At 78.1% G+C, this 16,488-nt stretch carries 12 protein-coding genes and 1 pseudogene; 6 read left to right on the forward strand and 7 right to left on the reverse strand.

The features are described from left to right. The first annotated feature begins 191 nt into the window (after positions 1–191). The gene (locus ACI8AC_RS21165) at positions 192–692 is read left to right on the forward strand and encodes a DUF2784 domain-containing protein (protein WP_456899817.1); all 501 of its coding nucleotides are present in this window, start codon (positions 192–194) and stop codon (positions 690–692) included. Here the strand turns inward: ACI8AC_RS21165 and panB are convergent. The 7 genes from panB to ACI8AC_RS21200 form a co-directional block, all read right to left on the reverse strand. After that, positions 586–1,416: a 3-methyl-2-oxobutanoate hydroxymethyltransferase gene (gene panB / locus ACI8AC_RS21170; protein WP_456899818.1), complete on the reverse strand. Its 831-nt coding sequence runs from the start codon at positions 1,414–1,416 to the stop codon at positions 586–588. The genes ACI8AC_RS21165 and panB overlap by 107 nt on opposite strands. Continuing rightward, on the reverse strand, positions 1,413–3,248 hold the full coding sequence (locus ACI8AC_RS21175; RefSeq protein WP_456899819.1) for an NAD+ synthase: 1,836 nt from the start codon (positions 3,246–3,248) through the stop codon (positions 1,413–1,415). The genes panB and ACI8AC_RS21175 overlap by 4 nt, the downstream gene beginning before the upstream one ends. After that, positions 3,245–3,769, reverse strand: coding sequence for an N-acetyltransferase family protein (locus ACI8AC_RS21180; protein ID WP_456899820.1), 525 nt, complete (start codon positions 3,767–3,769; stop codon positions 3,245–3,247). The genes ACI8AC_RS21175 and ACI8AC_RS21180 overlap by 4 nt, the downstream gene beginning before the upstream one ends. 110 nt (positions 3,770–3,879) lie before the next feature. Next, positions 3,880–4,362, reverse strand: coding sequence for a hypothetical protein (locus tag ACI8AC_RS21185; RefSeq protein ID WP_456899821.1), 483 nt, complete (start codon positions 4,360–4,362; stop codon positions 3,880–3,882). A 60-nt stretch (positions 4,363–4,422) separates the two neighbouring features. Next, positions 4,423–4,653, reverse strand: a complete 231-nt coding sequence (locus ACI8AC_RS21190; protein ID WP_456899822.1) for a heavy-metal-associated domain-containing protein — start codon at positions 4,651–4,653, stop codon at positions 4,423–4,425. 147 nt (positions 4,654–4,800) lie between these two features. After that, positions 4,801–5,580: an SDR family oxidoreductase gene (locus ACI8AC_RS21195; protein WP_456899823.1), complete on the reverse strand. Its 780-nt coding sequence runs from the start codon at positions 5,578–5,580 to the stop codon at positions 4,801–4,803. Next, positions 5,577–6,107, reverse strand: coding sequence for a DinB family protein (locus ACI8AC_RS21200; protein WP_456899824.1), 531 nt, complete (start codon positions 6,105–6,107; stop codon positions 5,577–5,579). Before ACI8AC_RS21200 ends, ACI8AC_RS21195 begins: the two co-directional genes overlap by 4 nt. A 142-nt stretch (positions 6,108–6,249) precedes the next feature. On the opposite strand from ACI8AC_RS21200, the gene ACI8AC_RS21205 reads away from it, so the two are divergent. The 5 genes and pseudogenes from ACI8AC_RS21205 (at position 6,250) to ACI8AC_RS21225 (ending at position 16,405) form a co-directional block, all read left to right on the forward strand. Beyond that, the gene (locus ACI8AC_RS21205; protein WP_456899825.1) at positions 6,250–9,507 is read left to right on the forward strand and encodes a heavy metal translocating P-type ATPase; all 3,258 of its coding nucleotides are present in this window, start codon (positions 6,250–6,252) and stop codon (positions 9,505–9,507) included. 109 nt (positions 9,508–9,616) lie between these two features. After that, entirely contained in the window at positions 9,617–12,337 is a 2,721-nt protein-coding gene (locus ACI8AC_RS21210; RefSeq protein ID WP_456899826.1) for an AAA family ATPase, read from the forward strand. 143 nt (positions 12,338–12,480) lie between these two features. Further along, a pseudogene (locus tag ACI8AC_RS21215) lies at positions 12,481–13,032 on the forward strand (flavin-containing monooxygenase); the annotation flags it as partial. A 256-nt stretch (positions 13,033–13,288) separates the two neighbouring features. Further along, positions 13,289–13,561 carry a hypothetical protein gene (locus ACI8AC_RS21220; protein WP_456899827.1) on the forward strand — a complete coding sequence of 91 codons (273 nt, stop codon included), beginning with the start codon at positions 13,289–13,291 and terminating at the stop codon, positions 13,559–13,561. Positions 13,562–13,672: 111 nt separating this feature from the next. After that, positions 13,673–16,405: an AAA family ATPase gene (locus ACI8AC_RS21225; protein WP_456899828.1), complete on the forward strand. Its 2,733-nt coding sequence runs from the start codon at positions 13,673–13,675 to the stop codon at positions 16,403–16,405. The last annotated feature ends 83 nt before the right edge of the window (positions 16,406–16,488 follow it).

Genomic DNA, 16,488 nt, shown 5'->3' on the forward strand with positions numbered 1-16,488 from the left:
GATGCGCGGGGTGTACGCGGGGCGGCTGCGCAACGCCGCGCAGGTGGAGGCGCTGACGGTGAACCTGGTGTCGGTCAACCGCCGGTACAAGGCCCACGCCGGCATCCGCGTCACCGACGTCTGACCCCCGGGGCCGGGCGGCACCGGTCCCGGGCCGCCCGGCCGACCACCGGACGGCGGACACTGGTGCCGTGCTGGTGCTCGCCTCGGTGGTGGCGGTGCTGCACGGCGCCGCCGTCCTGCTCATGCTCACCGGGTCGCTGCTGGCGCTGCGGTGGCCCCGGCTGCTGTGGGCGCACGCCCCGGTGGCCCTCGCCGTCCTCGGCGTGCACCTGGCCGGGGCACCCTGCCCCCTGACCGTCCTCGAGGACGCGCTGCGGGCCCGTGCCGGCGCCCCGCCGCTGCCCGACGGCTTCCTCGGCACCTACGCCTACGGCCCGCTCGGCCTGGACCAGGCCGCGACCGGCACCCAGGTCGGCACCTACGTCCTCGCGGTGGGGCTCAACGCCCTCGGCTACGGGCTGCTCGCCACCCGGGGGCGGTGGGTGACCGGCACCAGCCCGGGCGGGCGGGCCGGCCTCCCGGCTACTCGAAGGAGTGCTCCGGGCCCGGGAAGGCCCCGCTGCGCACCTCGTCGGCGTACTCCCGCGCCGCCCGCAGCAGCTCACCCCGCAGGTCGGCGTACCTCTTGACGAAGCGCGGCACCCGCCCGCTGGTCAGCCCGGCCATGTCCGGCCACACCAGCACCTGCGCGTCGCAGTCGACGCCGGCGCCGATGCCGATCGTGGGGATGGCCAGCTCCTTGGTCACCTGCGCGGCGATCGCGGCGGGCACCATCTCGAGGACGACGGCGAACGCCCCGGCGTCCTGGACGGCGTGCGCGTCGGCGAGCAGCTGCTCGGCGCCGGCGCCCCGGCCCTGCACCCGGAAGCCACCGAGCGCGTGCTCGCTCTGCGGGGTGAACCCGACGTGGGCCATCACCGGGATGCCGTTCTCGGTGAGCGTGCGGATCTGCGGGCCCACCCGCACGCCGCCCTCGAGCTTGACCGCCTGCGCGCCGCCGTCCTTCATCATCCGCACCGCGGTGGCCAGCGCCTGCTGCGGCGAGGCCTCGTAGCTGCCGAACGGCAGGTCGGCCACCACCAGGGCCCGCGTGGTGGACCGGGTGACCGCCCTGGTCATGAGCAGGAGGTCCTCGACGGTCACCGGCACGGTCGAGGTGTGCCCGAGGACGACGTTGCCGGCGGAGTCGCCCACCAGCAGGACCGGGATGCCGGCCTCCTCGAACACCGACGCGCTGGTCGTGTCGTAGGCGGTGAGCATCGCCCACCGCTCGCCGCGCTCCTTGGCCTGCTGCAGGTGGTGCACGCGCACCCGGGCGGTGGAGGTCCCGCCGTAGAGCACCGACTCGGTCATGCTGTCGCTCCCTCGCGGACGCTGGGCAGCGTCTCCCGCCACCGGTTGGTGACGGGCAGCCGCCTGTCGCGTCCGAACGCCTTGAGGCTGATCTTCGTTCCGGGCGCGGACTGCCGGCGCTTGAACTCCGCGGCGTCCACCAGGCGCAGCACGCGGGCGACCACCTCCGGGTCGTGGCCCCGCTCCAGCAGCTCGGCCATGCCGAGGTCGCGGTCGACGTAGTCGGCGATCACCGCGTCGAGCTGGTCGTAGGAGGGCAGCGAGTCGGTGTCGACCTGGCCGGGGGCCAGCTCCGCCGACGGCGGCTTCTCGATCGAGTTCGCCGGGATGGGCTCGGTCTCGCCCCGCTCCCGGGCGTACGCGTTGCGCCAGCGGGCCAGCTCCCACACCAGGGTCTTGGGCACGTCCTTGATCGGGGCGAACCCGCCGGCGGAGTCGCCGTAGAGCGTCGAGTAGCCCACCGCGACCTCGCTCTTGTTGCCCGTGGTGAGCAGCAGGTGCCCGTGCTGGTTCGACAACCCCATGAGCAGCGTGCCGCGGATGCGCGCCTGCAGGTTCTCCGCGGCCACCCCGTCGAGGTCGACCGACTCGTGGAACGCCTCCACCATCGGCTTGATCGGCACCACCGCGTAGTGCAGCCCGGTGCGCCGGGCGAGGTCCTCGGCATCGGCCAGCGAGTGCGCGGTGGACCACTTCGACGGCAGCCCCACCCCGTGCACCCGGTCGGCCCCGAGGGCGTCCACCGCCAGCGCGGCGCAGACGGCCGAGTCGATCCCGCCGGAGAGCCCGAGGACCACCGAGGGGAAGCCGTTCTTGTCGATGAAGTCCCGCAGGCCCAGCACGAGGGCCCGCCAGACCTCCTCGCAGTCCGACAGCGGCGCCGCGATCGACGCCGGGCGCGGGTCGAACGCGGCGACGGGCTCCTCCGACAGCACGTGCCGGGTGACCGTCATCGGCCCGATCCGGCCCGCGGTCCGCTCGGGGACCGACGACGGGTCGATCTCCAGGTCGCAGGTGAGCAGGTGCTCCACGAACTGCGGCGCCCGCCCCAGCAGCTCGCCGCCGGGCGCCACCACCATCGAGTCGCCGTCGAAGACCAGTTCGTCCTGCCCGCCCACCTGGTTGCAGTAGACGATCACGGCCCGCGCCTCGGCCGCGCGGCGGCGGACCAGCGGCAGCCGCAGGTCGTCCTTGGCCCGCTCGTAGGGGGAGGCGTTGGGGGAGACGACGAGGTCGACACCGGCCTGGCCGGCCACCCCGCACGGGCCGCCCTCGACCCAGAGGTCCTCGCAGACGGTCAGCGCGACGTCCACCCCGTGCAGCCGGACCACGGGCAGCTCCGTGCCGGGCACGAAGTAGCGGGCCTCGTCGAAGACGCCGTAGTTGGGCAGGTGCCGCTTGTAGTAGCGGACGACGACCTCGCCGCCGTGCAGCAGCGCCGCGGCGTTGCGCGGCGCCCCGCGGCGGGGGTTGGCGTCGGCCGGCCGGTCGTCGTCCACCGGCGGCTCGTCCACCGGCGCGGGACCGGCGCCCTCGGTGTGCGCCAGGTAGCCGACGACCACCGCCACGTGCCCGAGCCCCTGCTCGGCGAGGGTCCCGGCCAGGTCGACCAGGGCCCGCTCGCTGGCCTCGGCGAACGACTCGCGGAGCACGAGGTCCTCCGGCGGGTACCCGGTCAGGGTCATCTCGGGGAACACCACGACGTGGGCGTCGTCCCCGGCGGCCTCCGCCGTCCAGCGGGTCACCAGCTCGCAGTTGCCCTGGACGTCGCCGACGCGGGTGTCGACCTGGGCCAGGGCCACGCGGAGCCGTACCGGCGCGTTCTCGGTCACGGGCCCATCCTGGCCGCCGCGGCCGGGGCCCGGCCACCGGGCCCCTCCCCGGCCCTCCTCGGCGGCAGGGGGCGCCAGGTGAAGACGGCCTTGGTGCGCTGGGTGGCGCCCAGCCGCCGGTAGAGCCGGTGCGCGGCGGTGTTGTCCTCGCGGGCCTCCCACCGGACGACGAGGCCCTCCGCGGCGGCCAGCGCGCCCAGCTCGGCCATGAGCAGCCGCCCGATCCCGGCGTCGCGGTGGCCGTCGCGGACGAACAGGTCGTCCAGCCCCAGGACGTCGGCGCCCAGCCACAGGTGCAGCCGGCGGACGGCGGAGACGTAGCCGACGGGGGCGCCGTCCCGCTCGGCGAGCAGCACGAGCACCTCGGGGCGGGCGAGCATCGCCGTCCAGGTGGGCAGGTCGCTCGCGACGTCGGCCACGTCGCCCTCGTGGGCGGCGATCTCCCGGACCAGGGTGAGCACCGTGGCGGCGTCCTCGGGCCCGGCGCGGCGGACGGTCACGGTCGGGGCGGTGGCGGTCATGCGGTCCTCTCGGTCGGGCGGCTGCCGCGATCATGGCGCGGGGACCACCACCGGGGTCCCCGGGGTGGTCCCCGCGCCGTGATCGGCGGGGAGGGCGCGGGCGTCGGGGGTCAGCAGTGGGCGTACTCGTGCGGGCGGATCGCCATGGCGCCGGCCATCGCGACCAGCATCAGGACGTGGCCCCAGATCATCACGTCACCGGCGGAGATCAGCCCGGCCCAGAACGGGACGAACAGCACCAGGAACGGCAGGTACATCGCGGCGGCCATCTCGGCGCAGGCCCGCCAGCCGTGCCCGCGCCAGCGCATGACCAGCGTCATCCCGATCGTCATGTTCGTCGCCATGACCATCGTCATCGGCTCGGTCGCGTCGAGCACCGCGCCCCAGCCGACGGCGTCCAGCAGGAACGACCACACCGGGTGCAGCGCGACCATGCCGACGGCCATCGCGACGACCATCTCGAGGTAGTGGAGGACGAGCTTGCGGCGGCGCGCGCGGCGGTGCGCCGCGTGGGCGGCCAGGTCGGCGGCCAGGTCGGCGGGCCCTGACGGGACGGCGGGGCCGGCGGGCGGGTGGACGGGGGTGGTGGTCACGGCGGGCTCCAGGGGGTGCGGACCGGTCAGGGGCGCAGGGGCTGCGGGGGTGGGGAGGGGTCAGGGCACGAGGGCGTAGCCGGCCTCGTCGACGGCCGCGGCGATCTCGGCGCGGTCGACGGCGCGGTCGACGGAGACCGTGACGGTCCCGCCGGCCAGGTCGACGGTGACGTCGCGGACGCCGTCCACCCGGCTGATCTCCTCGGTGACCGCCCGCCGGCAGTGGGCGCAGGTCATGCCGGAGACGGCGAAGGTCGTCGTGCCGACGAAGGTGCGGGGGGTGCTGGTCATCACGGTGGGGCTCCGGCTCGGGTCGGTGGATCGGACGGTCCGAGACTCCGGCCCGGGCCGGCCCGGTCGCGCCGGGAAGATCGCCGGGTCCGTCACCGGGGATCGCCGGGGATCGCCGGGGGACCCCGGGATCGCCGGGGCCCGGTGTCAGCGGGCCGACCAGCCCCCGTCGGAGGCGATGACCTGGCCGGTGACCCACGCGGCCTCGTCGCCGACGAGCCAGGCCACCAGGGCGGCGGCGTCCGCCGGGGTGCCCCAGCGCCCGCCGGGGTGGGCCGCCGCCACGGCGGCCCGCAGCTCCGCGTCGGCGTACCCCGTGTCGGTGGGCCCGGGGTCCACGCAGTTCACCGCGATGCCCCGCGGCGCGAGGTGGACCGCGAGGCTGCGGGTCAGCTGGTGCAGCGCGGCCTTGGACGCCGCGTACGGCAGCTCCCCGGGCATCGCGCCGGCGTACTGCCCGGAGGTGAAGGTGACCAGCCGGCCGCCGGGCCGGCCGTCGTGCTGCGCGGCGAAGGCCTGCGCCAGCAGGAGGGTGGACCGGGTGTTGACCGCCCAGGAGAGGTCCAGTTCCGCGGCGGTGAGCTGCTCGAGGGACTGCGCGCTGCTGCGCGCGTGCACGGCGACGAGGACGTCGAGGTGGCCGAACGCCTGCCGGGCGGCGTCCACCAGGCGCACCGGGGCCCCGGGGTCCGCCAGGTCGGCGGCGACGTGCGCCACCTCGCCCCCGGCCGCCCGCAGCTCGGCGACCAGGGCGTCGGCGCCGCCGGGATCTGCGCCCCAGGGCTGCTCCGCGTCGTGCGGGGACCAGGAGTGCAGCAGGACGGCGACGCCGTCGGTGACCAGCCGCCGGGCGACCGCGGCCCCGATCCCGATCCGGCGGCTCGCGCCGGTGACCAGGGCCGCCCGCCCGGCCGGCGGACGGGTCACCGGACGACCAGGGCCGCCAGCTGCTCGGCGTGGTCCCGCTGGTGGGCCGGGAGGAAGGCGAGGAGGTCCGCCAGGGTCACCGGGCCGTCGACCTCGTGGACGCCGGCGCGGGTCAGCTCCGCCGGGGCGGTCCCCGCGACCGCGTCGAACAGCGCGGCCTGCGCCGTCCGCAGCTGCTCCACCAGCTCCACCGGGGCGGTCGCCCGGTAGCCGGCCAGGCGCTCGGGCGCGTCGGTGACGAAGTCCGGGAGCACCGGCCGCTCCTCCCGCCGCACCCGGTAGATGCGCTCGGTGAACACCAGGGCGCTGTCCCGCAGGTGCCCGGTGACCTCCCGGGGTGTCCAGTCCAGCTCCGCCGCGTAGGCGGGGAAGTGCCCCCGCCCGACCAGGCGGGCGCGGTCCGCGGCGGACAGCCGGGCGGTCCAGCCGTCCCCGGCGACGGCGGCGCTCACGAGGACGTCCACACGGGCCTGCTGCCGGGCCAGCGCCTCGGCCGCGGCGGCCCCCTGTTCCTGTACGGCGGTCATGGCCGGGCAGCATGGCCGCCCCGGTGCCGGTTCGGCCAGGGCCGTCGTCCCCTGCGCGTGCCGTGGTCCTCGTCACACCGGGTCGCCGACCCCGGCGATTTCCCCGGCGCGACCCGGTGCCCGCCGGGCCGAGGCTGCCGGCATGACGACGACACTGCCGACCGCGCCGGGGGCGACCCGCCCGACCCCCTCGGCGGCGACCGAGACCCGCGCCCTCGACATCGGCGGCATGACGTGCGCCTCGTGCGTCGGCCGGGTCGAGAAGGCCCTGAAGCGGGTGGACGGCGTCCTCGACGCCCGCGTGAACCTGGCGACCGAGACGGCCGCCGTCGACCTCGACCCGGTACTGGTCACCCCGGCGCAGCTGGCCGAGGCGGTGGCGAGGGCCGGCTACACCGCCACCCCCCGGCACGCCGAGCCCGAGGCCGCGCCGCAGCCGGCCGCCCCGGAGACCGACGAGCGGGACGCCGAGCTCGCGGGGCTGGAGCGGCGCTGGCAGGTGGCGCTCACCGCCGGCCTGGGCCTCATGGTGCTGATGTACGTGCCGCTGCCGCTGGACGCGATGGACTGGCTGATGCCGGCGATCCTCGTCGTCGCCACGGTCGTGCAGTTCTGGGCCGGCGGCTCGATCTACGCCGCCGCCTGGGCCGCCGCCCGGCACGGCGGCACCAACATGAACACGCTGGTCGCCCTCGGCACCACCGTGGCCTACGGGTACAGCGCCTTCGTCACCCTCTGGCCGGCGGCCGCCGAGGCCTGGGGCCTGCCGCTGCACGTCTACTACGAGACCTCGCTGGTCATCGTCGCGCTGGTGCTGCTGGGCCGGTGGATGGAGGGCCGGGCGAAGAAGCGGACGGCCGCCGCGATCACCGCCCTCGTCGGGCTGGCCCCCCGGACCGCCCGGGTGCTGCGCGGGGACACCGAGATCGACGTCCCGGTCGAGGAGGTCGCCGTGGGCGACCTGGTCCGCGTCCGGCCGGGCGAGAAGGTGCCCGTGGACGGCGTCGTGACCGCCGGCTCCACCACCGTGGACGAGAGCATGCTCACCGGCGAGCCGCTGCCCGTGGCGAAGGCCGCCGGCGACGCCGTCATCGGGGCCACGCTCAACCGCACCGGCTCGGTCGTGCTGCGGGCCACCGCGGTCGGCGCCGACACCACGCTGGCCCAGATCGTCCGCCTGGTCGCCGACGCGCAGGGGTCCAAGGCGCCGATGCAGCGGCTGGCCGACCGGGTCTCCGCCTGGTTCGTCCCGGCCGTGCTGGTCGCCGCGGTGGCGACCTTCGCCGCCTGGGCGCTGCTCGGCCCCGACACCGGCCGGCTGACCATGGCGATCGGCACCACGATCGCGGTCCTGATCATCGCCTGCCCCTGCGCGCTCGGGCTGGCCACGCCGACCGCGGTCATGGTCGGCACCGGCCGGGCCGCCGAGCTCGGCATCCTGATCGGCGACGGGCAGGCGCTGGAGCAGGCCCAGCGGCTGACCGCCGTGGTGCTCGACAAGACCGGCACGATCACCCGCGGCCGCCCGGCCGTCACCGGCGTCACCACCGCCGGGGCCTGGCGGGAGGACGACGTCCTCGCCCTCGTGGCCGCCGCCGAGACCGGCAGCGAGCACCCGCTGGGCGAGGCGCTGGTCGCCGCCGCCCGCGACCGCGGGCTGGCCCTGCCCGCCGTCGAGGCGTTCGAGGCGCTGCCCGGCTCCGGCATCGAGGCCGTGGCCGGCGGCCGCCGGGTGCGCGTCGGCAACCGCGCGCTGATGGCCGACCTGGACCTGACCGACCTCGCCGCCGCCGCGGACGACGCGGCCCGGGCCGGGGCCACCCCGGTGTTCGTCGCCGTCGACGCGGAGCCCGCCGCGCTCCTCGCGGTGGCCGACCCGGTGCGGCCCGAGTCGGCCGAGGCGGTGGCCCAGCTGCAGGCGCTCGGCCTGCAGGTCTGGATGCTCACCGGCGACACCGCGGCCACCGCGCGGGCCGTCGCCGACCGGGTGGGCATCGAGCACGTCCTCGCCGAGGTGCTGCCCGCGCAGAAGGCGGCGAAGGTCGCCGAGCTGCAGGCGGCCGGCCAGGTCGTGGCCATGTGCGGTGACGGCATCAACGACGCCCCGGCCCTGGCGCAGGCCGACCTGGGCATCGCGGTCGGCACCGGCACCGACGTCGCCGTCGCCGCCTCCGACGTCACCCTCGTCGGCGGGGACCTGCGCGGCATCGTGGCGGCGATCGCGCTGTCCCGGCGCACGGTGGCCACGATCAAGCAGGGCCTGGCCTGGGCCTTCGCCTACAACGTGCTGCTGATCCCGGTCGCCGCCGGCGCGCTGTACTGGGCCGACGGGCTGCTGCTGGACCCGGTGCTGGCCGCCGCCGCCATGGCGATGAGCTCGGTCAGCGTCGTCACCAACGCGCTGCGGCTGCGCGGCTTCCGGCGGCCGGTCACCGCCCGGGAGATCCTCCGCCCGTCGCTCGGCAGCCGGCTGGGCCAGTACGCCTTCCTCACCACCGTCGCCGTGCTCGCCGTCGCGGTCGGCGCCGGGCTCACCGCGCTGAGCCGCACCGACGCCGCCCAGCGCGGCATGAACGGCGTCCTGGCCTGGACCCAGTCCACCGGCATGCCGATGCGGCCGGCGATGAGCACGATGATGACCGCCGAGATCGAGCCGGTCCCCTCGGTCGACGCCGGCGTCGACGTGCGGCTCGACGTGCCCGCCGACGTCCGGCCGGGCGAGCCCGCGCGGGTCGTCGTCCGCCTGGTCGACGTCGCCACCGGGGAGCCGATGGCCGACCTCGCCCGCAGCCACGAGGTCTGGGCCCACCTGATCGCCACCCGCGACGACCTCGGCACCTTCGCCCACGTGCACCCCGAGCCGACCGGACGGCCCGGCGAGCTCGCCGTCGAGCTGACCTTCCCGACCGCGGGGACCTACCGGATCGACACCGAGTTCCGCCGGCAGGGCGAGATGGGCGACGTCCACGACGTGGCGACGGTGACCGTCGGCGGGACCGCCCCCGCGCCCGAGGCGCTCGCGGCCGGGCCGCGGACGCAGGTCGTCGACGGCGTCCGGGTCGAGCTGGAGGGCGACCCGGTCGCGGGGGGGTCGAGCGAGCTGGCGTTCACGTTCACCGACACCCGCACCGGCGAGCCGGTCACCGACCTGCAGCCCTACCTCGCCGCGGCCGGCCACGTGGTGGTCATGCGCGGCGACGGGACGACGTTCGCCCACGAGCACGCCGACGTGGAGGACGCCGACGGCGACCCGGTGTTCGCGCTCCCCGGCCAGGAGTTCGGCCCGGAGCTCGACGTGCACGCCGACTTCCCGACCCCCGGGCTCTACCGGCTGTGGGGCCAGTTCCGGCTCGCCGGCGGCGGCGTGCTGACGGTCCCGTTCACCGTCGAGGCCCGCTGACCTCCTGCCTCCCCCCGGTGATCACGGGGATGTTGCCGCCGGCCGCGCCCACCCCGCGCGCGTCGAGCGGCAACTTCCCCATGATCACGGATGGTCCTAGCCTGCTCGCGTGCTCCACGGCCGGGACCGGGAACGGGCCGCCGTGGCCGCGCTGCTGGACGCGGCCCGCGCGGGTCGGGGCGGCGCGCTCGTCGTCCGCGGTCTGCCCGGCACCGGCAAGTCCGCGCTGCTGGCCGACGCGGCCGACCGGGCCGGGGGCATGACGGTGCTGCGCACCTCCGGCGTGGAGTCGGAGTCCCCGCTGGCCTTCGCCGCCCTGCAGCGGCTGCTGCACCCGGCCCTGCGGGTCGCCGACCGGCTCCCGGGCCCCCAGGCGCAGGCCCTGCGCGCCGCGCTGGGCGAGGTCGCCGGCAACGAGACCGACCGGTTCCTCGCCTTCCTCGGCGCGCTCGGGGTACTGGCCGAGGCCGCGGAGCGGGCGCCGGTGCTGGCCGTGGTCGACGACGCGCACTGGCTGGACGACGCCTCGGCCGCCGCGCTGCTGTTCGTCGCGCGGCGGGTGCAGGACGAGCGGGTGGCCCTGCTGTTCGCGGCGCGGGAGGGCGACGTCCGCACCTTCGACGGCGAGGACCTGCCGGCCCTGCCGGTCGGGGGCGTCGACGCGGCCGCGGCCCGGAGCCTGCTGGCCGAGCGGGCCGGCGTCCGCGTCCCCCGCGAGGTGGGGGACGCACTGGTGGCCGGCACCGGCGGGAACCCGCTGGCCCTGGTCGAGCTGGGCCGGTCCCTCTCCGCGGAGCAGCTCGGCGGCACCGCGCCGCTCCCGGCGCGGCTGCCGCTGACCCAGGGCGTCGAGCGGGCGTTCCTCGACCGGTACCGCCGGCTGCCGCCGGCCGCCCGGACGGTGCTCCTGGTCGCCGCGGCCGACGACGCCGGAGGGTTCGCGACCGTCCGGGCCGCGGCCGCCGCCCTGGGCGCGGACGACGAGGGGTGGGTGGCCGCGGAGCGCTCCGGCCTGCTGCGGGTCCGCGACGGCCGGGTGGAGCTGCGCCACCCGCTGGTGCGGTCGGCCGTGTACGACGCGGTGACCAGCACCGAGCGGCGGCGGGTGCACCGGGCGCTGGCCGACGCGCTGGGCGCGGCCCCCGACGCCGACCGGCGCGCCTGGCACCTGGCCGCGTCGGTCGACGAGCCGGACGGCGCGGTGGTCGCCGAGCTCGAGCAGGCCGCCGACCGCGCCGCCCGGCGCGGGGGCCACGAGGCCGCGGCGTCGGCGTGGGAGCGGGCCGCCGAGCTCTCCCGGCAACCGGACGACCGCGCCCGCCTGCTCTACGCCGCGGCCCGCGGGGCGTGGCTGGCGGCCCGGCCGGCCCGCGCCCGGGCGCTGAGCGACGCGGCCGTGGCCCTGGCGGCCGAGCCGGGCCTGCGGGCCGACGCGCGACGGCTGCGGGCCCGGGTGGAGTGGAACACCGGCTCGGTCGACGTCGGCCACGGGATGATCCTCGAGGCGGCGGCCGAGGTGGCGCCCGCCGATCCGGGGCGGGCCCGGGAGATGGCCATGTTCGCCACCGCGCTGGCCGCCTTCGGCGCCCGCTCGGGGAGCGGCATCGACCCCACCGCGCTGGTGCCCGATCCCGCCCCTGGCGCCCCGGCGCGCGAGCGCTGCTTCTCCGCCCTGCTGCACGGCCTGGCCGCCGCCTCGGCCGGCGACTGGCCCCGGGCGGTGCCCGTGCTCCGCGGCGCCCTCGACCTGGCCGACGAGCTGACCGACGCCGACCAGGACCTGCTGCCCAACCTCGGCATCGCGGCCCTGCACCTCGGGGACGACGAGGCGACGACCCGCTTCGACGAGCGCCTGCTGGCCCGGGCCCGCAGCACCGGAGCCGTGGTGATGGTCCTGTACACGCTCACCCGCGAGCTGTTCACCCAGGTGGCCACCGGCCGGTGGGAGGCGGCCCGGGCGGCGGTCGCGGAGGCGCTGCCGCTGGCGGAGCACACCGGTCAACCGGGCCTGCGAGCGATGCCGACCGCGGTCCTCGCGCTGCTGGCGGCCGTCCGGGGCGAGGACGACGCGGCCGACACCCTGGCCGCGGCCGAGCGGCTCGCCGCGGGGTACCCGATGGGCATCCTCGCCGGCGCGGTGACCGACACGATCCGCTGGGCCCGGGGCGCGGCCGCGGCCGCCTCCCCCGAGGCCGCGCTGCACCACCTCGAGCGGATCGACCTCCCGGTGGTGCGCCGCCTCGCCGCCACCGACCGGATCGAGGCCGCGGTCGCCGCGGGCCGCCCGGGGACGGCGCGGGCCTGGGTGGACGAGCTCGCCGGCTTCGCCGCCGCCACGGGCGCGCCGTGGGCCGCCGCCGTCGCCGAGCACGGCCGGGCCCTGCTCGCGACGGGGTCCGACGCCGAGGCGCACTTCGAGCGGGCGCTGGCCTGCTCCGAGCGGTCGCCGCGGACGCCGGACCGGGCGCGCACCCGGCTGGCCTACGGCGCGCACCTGCGCAGGCTCCGCCGCCGGGTCGACGCGCGGGTCCACCTCCGGGCGGCGCTGGAGACCTTCGAGGAGCTGGGCGCCGCGCACTGGGCCGAACGGGCCCGCCAGGAGCTGCGCGCCTCCGGGGAGACCGCCCGCCGGCGCAGCGCCCCCGCCTCGGCCGACCTCACCCCGCAGGAGCTGCAGGTGGCCCTGCTGGTGCGGCAGGGGCTGTCCAACCGGGACGTCGCGGCCCGGCTCTACCTCAGTCCCCGCACCGTCGACTTCCACCTGCGCAACGCGTTCGCCAAGGTCGGGGTGAGCAGCCGCACGGAGCTCGCCGCCCGGCTGGCCGGCTGACGGACCCGGCGATCCCACCGGTGCGAGCGGGGGACCGGCGTCCCTGGCGTCCGGGACGACATCCGGTCACAGCGCAGCCAGGAGGCGCCATGCCCATCCCGCCCCCGATGCCCACCCCGGCCCCGATGCCCATCCCGCCCCCGATGCCCACCCCGCCCCCGGTGCCCGCCCTCCTCGACGTCCTGGTGATCGGGGTCGGCCAGGCCGGCCTCGCCCTCGGCCGGGAGCGGCAGCGGCGCGGCGCGGCGTTCGGCCTCGTGGACGCCGGCACCCGCGTCGGCGACACCGGGCGGTCGCGCCGGGACTCCCTGCGGCTGTTCACCGCCGCCGAGTACGACGGCCTGCCGGACCTGCCCTTCCCGGCCCCGGCGGGCACCTACCCCGGCAAGGACGTCGTCGCCGACCACCTCGAGGCCTGCGCCGCGCACTTCGGCCTGCCGGTCACCCTCGGCACCCGCGTCACCCGGCTGGCCCGCGACGGCGACGGCTTCACCGCGGAGACCGCCGCGGGGCCCCTGCCCGCCCGCGCCGTCGTGGTCGCGACCGGGCCGTTCTCGGTGCCGCACGTGCCCGCGTGGGCGGACGGGCTGGCCCCGGGGGTCGGGCAGGTGCACAGCTCGGGCTACCGGCGCCCGGCCGACCTCCCCGACAGCCCGGTGCTGGTGGTCGGCGCCGGCAACTCCGGGGTGCAGATCGCCGAGGAGCTGGCCGGTGCCGGGCGCGCGGTCTCCCTCGCCGTGGGCACCCGGCCGCCCGCGGTCCCGCAGCGGCCGCTGGGGCGGGACCTGTTCTGGTGGCCGACCCGGACCGGGCTGATCCGCGTCCCGGCCGCCTCCCGGGCCGGGCGCCGCCTCCGCGGGCGCGAACTCGTCATCGGCACGACCTGGCGCGGGCTGCGGTCCGCCGGCGTGCGGCTGCGGCCGCGGGCGGTCGGCGCCGTCGGCGGGCGCGGTGCGGTTCGCCGACGGCAGCTCCACCGACGTCGCCGCGGTGGTGTGGGCCACCGGCTTGCGCGCCGACCACTCCTGGATCGACGTCCCCGGCGCCGTCGTCGACGGCCGGGTCGTGCACGACCGCGGTGCCGGCCCGGTGCCCGGTCCGCACTTCCTGGGGCTGCCCTGGCAGTCGACCCGCGGGTCGGCGCTGCTGGGCTTCGTCGCCGCCGACGCCGCGCGCGTGGCCGGGCTCCTGCCCACCCGCGCCGGGACGCCGGTCGCCGGCTGACCGGGGTCGCCGCCTGCCCCACCCGCGATGACGGACGGCTCGCCCCGTGCCGCCGTTCCCGGCCGCGGCCCGTGATCACGGTCGGTGCCGTGCCGGATCTAGGCTGCCCGCGTGCTGAACGGCCGGGACGTGGAGCGGGCGGCGCTGGCCGCGCTGCTCGACGGCGCCCGGGACGGCCGCGGGGGCGCGCTGGTCCTGCGCGGCCAGCCCGGCGTGGGCAAGTCGGCGCTGCTGGCCGACGCGGCCGACCGGGCCGGGGGCATGACGGTGCTGCGCACCGCGGGCATCGAGTCGGAGTCCCCGCTGGCCTTCGCCGCCCTGCAGCGGCTCCTGCGGCCGGTGACGGCCTGCGCCGACCGGGTGCCGGAGCCGCAGGCCCGGGCCCTGCGCACCGCCTTCGGGGAGGCCGCCGGGGGCGAGGCGGACCGGTTCCTGGTGTTCCTGTCCGCGCTGAGCGTGCTGGCCGAGGCGGCCGAGCAGGCGCCGGTGCTGGCCGTCGTCGACGACGCGCACTGGCTGGACGACGCCTCGTCGGCGGCGCTGCTGTTCGTCGCCCGGCGCCTGCAGAACGAGCGGATCGCCCTGCTGTTCGCCGCCCGCACCGGGGACGTCCGCACCTTCGACGCAGGCGACCTGCCGGTCCTGGAGCTCGGCGGGATCGACGCCGAGGCCGCCGGCGCGCTGCTCAGCGGCCGGGCGGGCCTGCCGGTGCCGCCCGCGGTGCGGGACGCGCTGCTGGCCGGCACCGGCGCCAACCCGCTGGCGCTGGTCGAGCTGGCCGGGGCGCTGACGGCCGAGCAGCTCGCCGGCGCCGCACCGCTGCCCGAGCGGCTGCCGCTCACCGAGGGGGTCGAGCGCGCCTTCCTCGACCGCTGCCGGCGGCTCCCCGCACCGGCGCGCGCGGTGCTGCTGCTCGCCGCGGCCGACGACTCCGGCCGCGCGGCGGTGCTCCGCCAGGCGGCGCACGAGCTCGGTGCCGGGGACGACGGGCTGGAGGACGCCGAGCGGTCGGGGCTGGTCCGGGTCCGCGAGGGCGCCGTCGAGCTGCGCCACCCGCTGGTGCGCTCCGCCGTCTACGGCGCCGCCACGAGCACCGAGCGGCGGCGGGTGCACCGGGCGCTGGCCGCGGCGCTGTCCGGCCCGGAGGACGCCGACCGCCGCGCCTGGCACCTGGCGGCGGCGGTGGAGGAGCCGGACGAGGACGTCGTCGCCGCGCTCGAGGCCGCCGCCGGGCGGGCGCTGGCCCGCGGTGGGCACGAGGCCGCCTCCGCCGCCTGGGAGCGGGCCGCGGAGCTCTCCCCGGTCGGGGAGCAGCGGGCCGGCCGGCTGTCCCTGGCCGCCCGGTCGGCGTGGCTGGCCGCCCGACCGGACCGGGCGCGGGCCCTGACCGACGCCGGGCTGGCCCTGGCGGCCGGCCCGCGCCTGCGCGCGGAGCTGCGCCGGCTGCGGGCGCACCTGGAGTTCCACGACGCCTCCCCGGACGAGGCGCACCGCATGGTGCTGGCCGCGGCCGCCGACGTGGCCCCGCACGACCGGCGGCAGGCCGGGGACCTGGCCATGCTGGGCGCCGCCCTCGCCGCCTCCGGTGCGCGCTCCGGCAGCCCCGTCGACCCCACGGGGCTGCTGCCGCCGGCCGGACCGGACGCCCCGGTGCGGGACCGCTGCCTGGTGCCGCTGGTGCACGGTCTGGACGCGGTGGCGCGCACCGACTGGGGGACCTCGACGCCGTTCCTGCGGGCGGCGGTCGACCTCGCCGACCGCCTCGACGCCGTCGCCGACGAGGACCTGCTGCTCAACCTGGGCGTGGCCGCCTGGCCGCTGGGCGACGACGAGGTGGCCCTGCGGCTGCAGGACCGGCTGCTGCGCACGGCCCGGGAGACCGGTGCCGTCGTCATGATCGTGCACGCGCTGACCCGCCGGAACCTCCCCGAGCTGGCGACCGGGCGGTGGGGCGCGGCCGCCGCCGGCGCGGAGGAAGCGCTCACCCTGGCGGAGAACTCCGGGCAGCCGGTCCTCGCTGCCTGGCCGACCGCCACGCTCGCCCTCCTCGCCGCGCTGCGCGGGTCGGGGGACCGCGCCGGTGCGCACCTGGCGGCCGTCGAGGAGATCGCCGCCGGTCACCGCCTGGGCATCGTGGGGGACCTGGTGGCCGACCTCGCCGACTGGGCGCGCGCGCTGCTCGCCGCCGGCGACCCGGCTGCGGCGTTGCCCCCGCTGGCGCGGTTGCGCTCCACGCCGGTGGCCCTGCTGGCCGCGCCCGACCGCCTGGAGACCGCCGTGGCCGCCGGGCGGCGGGACCTCGCCGAGCGGTGGGTGGCCGAGCTGCAGGCCTTCGCCGCCGGCACCGGTGCGGGCTGGGCCGCCGCGCAGACGGCGCACGGCCGCGCCCTCCTGGCCGACGGGGACGCCGCGGAGGAGTGGTTCGAGGCGGCGCTCGCCGCGCACGCCCGGTCGGGGCGCACCCCGGCCCGCGCCCGCGCCGAGCTGGCCCACGGCCGGTTCCTGCGCCGTGCCCGGCGGCGGGTCGACGCCCGCCCGCACCTGCGGTCGGCGCTCGCGGCCTTCGAGGACCTCGGCGCCGCGCCCTGGGCCGAGGCGGCCCGGCAGGAGCTGCGCGCCTCCGGTGAGACGGCGCGCCGCCGGGTGACCGTGGCCACCGACGTCCCGGCGCTCACCCCGCAGGAGCGGCAGGTCGCCGGCCTGGTCCGGCAGGGCCTGAGCAACCGGGACGTCGCGGCCCGGCTGTTCCTCAGCCCGCGCACGGTCGACTTCCACCTGCGCAACGTCTTCGCCAAGCTCGGCGTGAGCAGCCGCACCGAGCTGGCCGCCCTGCCGCTGGGCTGACCGCGACACGGCGTGCCCCGGCGGTGTGCGGATCCGCCGGACGGGGCAGGCTGTCGGGCGACGTCACCGAGCGGACACGACTG

Source organism: Geodermatophilus sp. SYSU D00758, assembly GCF_054049955.1.